1 protein-coding gene is annotated in these 267 nt (G+C 54.7%); it reads left to right on the top strand.

The window, feature by feature from the left end; genetic code table 11:
• Nucleotides 1–3: 3 nt before the first annotated feature.
• A partial coding sequence (locus KMS84_RS40205; protein WP_285894514.1) for an efflux RND transporter permease subunit occupies nucleotides 4–267 on the top strand: 264 nt, incomplete at its 3' end.

Consider the following 267-nt stretch of genomic DNA (forward strand, 5'->3'; position numbering starts at 1 on the left):
CCTCTGTCCCAAGTCGCTAATCTTGACTTGCAGTTGGGCCCGAACCAGATCAGCCGCGAAAATGGGAAACGGCTGGTAGTAGTTAGTGCAAACGTTCGAGGCCGTGACCTAGGCTCGTTCGTTGAAGAAGCGACTAAGTCGCTGGCTACTGTGCAGATCCCAGCAGGCTACTGGACTACCTGGGGTGGCCAGTTTGAGCAGTTGCAATCAGCAGCCAAGCGTCTGCAGATCGTTGTTCCAGTCGCATTGCTTCTGGTCATGACACTG

Origin of the sequence: Streptomyces hilarionis (assembly GCF_024539675.1) — a bacterium.
In the GTDB taxonomy this organism is placed as follows: domain Bacteria; phylum Actinomycetota; class Actinomycetes; order Streptomycetales; family Streptomycetaceae; genus Streptomyces; species Streptomyces hilarionis.